Raw genomic sequence first — 4,884 nt, 5'->3', positions numbered from 1 at the left:
GGGGGGGCTGTAAACGCGAGCAGCCCCGCGGTCCGGGTAAGGGACCAGCGGGGCTGCAGGCGTGATAAGGTTGGCGGCGACCGACTCTCCCGCCGGCGAAGGCAGTACCATAGGCGCTCCGGGGCTTAACGACTCTGTTCGGAATGGGAAGAGGTGAACACCCGGGCTAAAGCCACCATTATCAGGACGGACACCCCAGTCGGGTGCCGTGAAGGCATTGACGCACGGCCAGCAAACAAGCAGAAAGGAGCAGGTAATTCGGAAGCGTTCGGTTCATTAGTACCGCTCGGCTGGCCCTTTCGGGTTTAAGACCTGCGGCCTATCAACGTGATGATCTCTCACGGACCTTATTAACGGAATGCTCATCTTGAGGTGAGTTTCGCACTTAGATGCTTTCAGCGCTTATCTCGACCCAGCGTAGCTACCCAGCGCTGCACCTGGCGGCACAACTGGTACACCAGCGGCTGGTCCAACCCGGTCCTCTCGTACTAAGGTCAGGTCCTCGCAACATTCCAACGCCCGCCACAGATAGGGACCGAACTGTCTCACGACGTTCTGAACCCAGCTCGCGTGCCACTTTAATCGGCGAACAGCCGAACCCTTGGGACCTTCTCCAGCCCCAGGACGTGACGAGCCGACATCGAGGTGCCAAACCTCCCCGTCGATATGAGCTCTTGGGGGAGATCAGCCTGTTATCCCCGGCGTACCTTTTATCCTTTGAGCGATGGCCCTTCCATGCGGAACCACCGGATCACTATATCCGTCTTTCGACCCTGCTCGGCGTGTCAGCCTCACAGTCAAGCCCGCTTCTGCTATTGCGCTCTGCATCCGGTTACCAAGCGGATTGAGCGGACCTTTGAAAGCCTCCGATACACTTTTGGAGGCGACCACCCCAGTCAAACTACCCACCAGACACTGTTTCCCTTGTTTAGAGATTAGGCTCCAAGCAACGCAAGGGTGGTATTTCAACGTCGGCTCCCCGAGACCTAGCGGCCCCGGCTCAACGCCTCCCACCTATGCTACACATGCGGTGCCCAGAGTCAATGTCAAGCTGTAGTAAAGGTGCACGGGGTCTTTCCGTCCCGTGGCGGGTACTCGGCATCTTCACCGAGACTACAATTTCACCGAGCTCACGGCTGAGACAGCGCCCAGATCGTTACACCATTCGTGCAGGTCGGAACTTACCCGACAAGGAATTTCGCTACCTTAGGACCGTTATAGTTACGGCCGCCGTTTACCGGGGCTTCGATTCAAACCTTCGCTTGCGCTAAGTTCCCCTCTTAACCTTCCGGCACCGGGCAGGTGTCAGGCCTTATACTTCCTCTTGCGAGTTCGCAAAGCCATGTGTTTTTGTTAAACAGTCGCCTGGGCCTTTTCACTGCGGCTTCTTGCATTGCTGCAAGGAAGCGTCCCTTCTCCCGAAGTTACAGGACCATTTTGCCGAGTTCCTTGGCCGTGATTCACTCGAGCGCCTCAGGATACTCTCCTTGACTACCTGTGTCGGTTTGCGGTACGGGTTGTTTTGCAGTAAACGCTTAGCGGGTTTTCTTGGGAGTCTGATTAGGGCAACTATGACCGCGTCCCGAAGGACTTGGTCTACTATCGGCTTTCAGCTAGACTGGCGTACTTTACTACCAATCCAATACCTACGGCTTTCAACGGGCACTTCCGTCCGCCCGCGTGCCTTTCACTTCTCCGTCACCGCATCACTCCACAAAACAAGTGCTGGAATATCAACCAGCTGGCCATCGGTCGTCGCTCTTCAGCTTAGCCTTAGGTCCCGACTAACCCTGCTCCGATTAGCGTTGAGCAGGAAACCTTAGTCTATCGGCGTGGGGGTTTCGCACCCCCATTATCGTTACTCATGCCTACATTTGCTTTTCCAGCCGCTCCACGGCGCCTCCCGGTCACCGCTTCACCGCTGCTGGAATGCTCCCCTACCACTCGTCCATAAGACGAATCCATCGCTTCGGTACCGGACTTGATGCCCGCGTATTATCGATGCCCTGTCGCTCGACCAGTGAGCTGTTACGCACTCTTTAAATGAATGGCTGCTTCCAAGCCAACATCCTGGCTGTCAAGGCAACTGGACCTCCTTTGTTCAACTTAGCCCGGATTTAGGGACCTTAGCGGATGGTCTGGGTTCTTTCCCTCTCGGCGTGGGACCTTAGCACCCCACGCCTCACTGCCGTGTATATCAACGTGCCATTCGGAGTTCGTCTGGATTCGGTAGGCTGTGACACCCCCTAGTCCAATCGGTAGCTCTACCTGCACGTGACTCAACCACGACGCTGTACCTCAATACATTTCGGGGAGTACGAGCTATTTCTCAGTTTGATTGGCCTTTCACCCCTACCCACAAGTCATCCAAATCCTTTTCAACGGAAACTGGTTCGGACCTCCAGTTGGTTTTACCCAACCTTCATCCTGCTCATGGGTAGATCACAAAGTTTCGCGTCTACCCCCTCTGACTCTGCGCCCTGTTCAGACTCGCTTTCGCTGCGGCTCCGAATGTCAACATTCTTAACCTTGCCAGAGAGGAGTAACTCGTAGGCTCATTATGCAAAAGGCACGCCGTCACCCCACCAAGGGGCTCCGACCGCTTGTAAGCGCACGGTTTCAGGTTCTTTTCACTCCCTTATCCAGGGTTCTTTTCACCTTTCCCTCACGGTACTGGTTCACTATCGGTCTCTCAGGAGTATGTAGCCTTACCGGATGGTACCGGTGGATTCAGACGGGGTTTCACTGGCCCCGCCTTACTCAGGATCCTACTAGGACCCCAACAACTGTCGCTTACCGGACTCTCACCGTCTTTGGTTGACTTTCCCACGTCATTCAGCTACCTGTTGGCGGTTCCATATCGTAGTCCTACAACCCCGGGCTGGCCGTAACCAACCCGGTTTGGGCTAATCCCCGTTCGCTCGCCACTACTTGGGGAATCATTGTTATTTTCTGTTCCTCCGGGTACTTAGATGTTTCAGTTCCCCGGGTTCGCCCTATTTGCAAGCAAATAGTACCACCTCTTCAAGGTGGTGGGTTGCCCCATTCGGAAATCGGCGGATCAACGGGTATGTGCCCCTCCCCACCGCTTATCGCAGCTTATCACGTCCTTCTTCGCCTCTGAGAGCCTAGGCATCCCCCGTGCGCCCTTCGTTACTTCCGTAAGTAACGGTCGATCCAGAGTAATCATGGATCTATCGTTTGCTCGTGTGATGCCAACCTCCATTGCTGGAGTTGGCATGTTTTTCTCTTGTTTGCTAGCCGTTACGTCAAAGAACGTGTACCAGACCGATCGTCTGATGCAGATGAAAGAAGGAAAGACAAAGAGGTGAGCAGCTAGAAAAAGCTCACGAGTCGGATTGCTCCAGAAAGGAGGTGATCCAGCCGCACCTTCCGGTACGGCTACCTTGTTACGACTTAGCCCCAGTTACCTGTTCTACCCTAACTGGCTCCGTTGCGGGGCACCAGCTTCAGGTCTACCAGACTTCCATGGCTTGACGGGCGGTGTGTACAAGGCCCGGGAACGTATTCACCGCGTCGTTGCTGATACGCGATTACTAGTGATTCCAGCTTCACGGAGTCGAGTTGCAGACTCCGATCCGAACTGAGAACGGCTTTTTGAGATTGGCTCCGCATCGCTGCGTGGCGACCCTCTGTACCGTCCATTGTAGCACGTGTGTAGCCCGAGGCGTAAGGGCCATGATGACCTGACGTCGTCCCCGCCTTCCTCGCTGTTTGCACAGGCAGTCTGTCTAGAGTCCCCACCATTACGTGCTGGCAACTAAACATAGGGGTTGCGCTCGTTGCGGGACTTAACCCAACACCTCACGGCACGAGCTGACGACGGCCATGCAGCACCTTGCTTTGTGTCCCGAAGGAAAGGTCCATCTCTGAACCGGTCACGCGCATTCTAGCCTCGGTAAGGTTCCTCGCGTATCATCGAATTAAACCACATGCTCCACCACTTGTGCGGGCCCCCGTCAATTCCTTTGAGTTTCACCGTTGCCGGCGTACTCCCCAGGTGGGATACTTAACGCTTTCGCTAAGCCGCGGACTGTGTATCGCCCACAGCGAGTATCCATCGTTTACGGCGTGGACTACCAGGGTATCTAATCCTGTTCGCTCCCCACGCTTTCGTGCCTCAGTGTCAGTACCAGCCTAGTCAGCTGCCTACGCAATCGGGGTTCTGGATGGTATCTATGCATTTCACCGCTACACCATCCATTCCGCCAACCTCGTCTGGACTCAAGCCCTGTAGTATCCATGGCAGTTCTGCCGTTAAGCGGCAGGCTTTCACCACGGACTTGCAGGGCCACCTACGCACCCTTTAAACCCAATAAATCCGGACAACGCTTGCACCCTCCGTATTACCGCGGCTGCTGGCACGGAGTTAGCCGGTGCTTATTCAACCGGTACCGTCGATTTCCCTCGCAAGGGCTTTTTCTTCCCGGTCAAAAGACGTTTACAACCCAGAAGGCCTTCATCCGTCACGCGGCATGGCTGGGTCAGGCTCGCGCCCATTGCCCAATATTCCCTACTGCTGCCTCCCGTAGGAGTCTGGCCCGTATCTCAGTGCCAGTGTGGGGGATCGGCCTCTCAGCTCCCCTAGCCATCGTCGCCTTGGTGCGCCGTTACCGCACCAACTAGCTAATGGCACGCAGGCTCATCTACTCCCGAAATTCTTTAACTACTAGACGATGCCGCCCTATAGTCTTATGCGGTATTAATCCACCTTTCGGCGGGCTATCCCCCAGGAGTAGGCAGATTGCCTACGCGTTACGCACCCGTGCGCCACTATGGTATTGCTACCACCGTTCGACTTGCATGTATTAGGCCTGCCGCTAGCGTTCATCCTGAGCCAGGATCAAACTCTCCATTGTAAAA

At 55.4% G+C, this 4,884-nt stretch carries 3 rRNA genes; all 3 read right to left on the bottom strand.

Going from position 1 to position 4,884, the window contains the following annotated elements:
• Positions 1 to 68 precede the first annotated feature (68 nt).
• The 3 genes from rrf to DLM85_RS24715 all read right to left on the bottom strand — a co-directional run bounded on the left by rrf (position 69) and on the right by DLM85_RS24715 (position 4,880).
• Positions 69 to 180: ribosomal RNA gene (rrf, locus tag DLM85_RS24725) — 5S ribosomal RNA — on the bottom strand.
• A gap of 76 nt (positions 181 to 256) precedes the next feature.
• Positions 257 to 3,163, bottom strand: a 23S ribosomal RNA gene (locus DLM85_RS24720).
• Between the two features lie 205 nt (positions 3,164 to 3,368).
• Positions 3,369 to 4,880 (bottom strand): 16S ribosomal RNA (locus tag DLM85_RS24715).
• The 16S, 23S and 5S rRNA genes sit together here, the layout of an rRNA operon.
• Between the last annotated feature and the right edge of the window lie 4 nt (positions 4,881 to 4,884).

Origin of the sequence: Hymenobacter edaphi (assembly GCF_003258365.1) — a bacterium.
Lineage (GTDB): Bacteria > Bacteroidota > Bacteroidia > Cytophagales > Hymenobacteraceae > Solirubrum > Solirubrum edaphi.
Note: the sequence above shows the minus strand (reverse complement) of the source record. Positions and strands in the feature narration are given on the sequence as shown.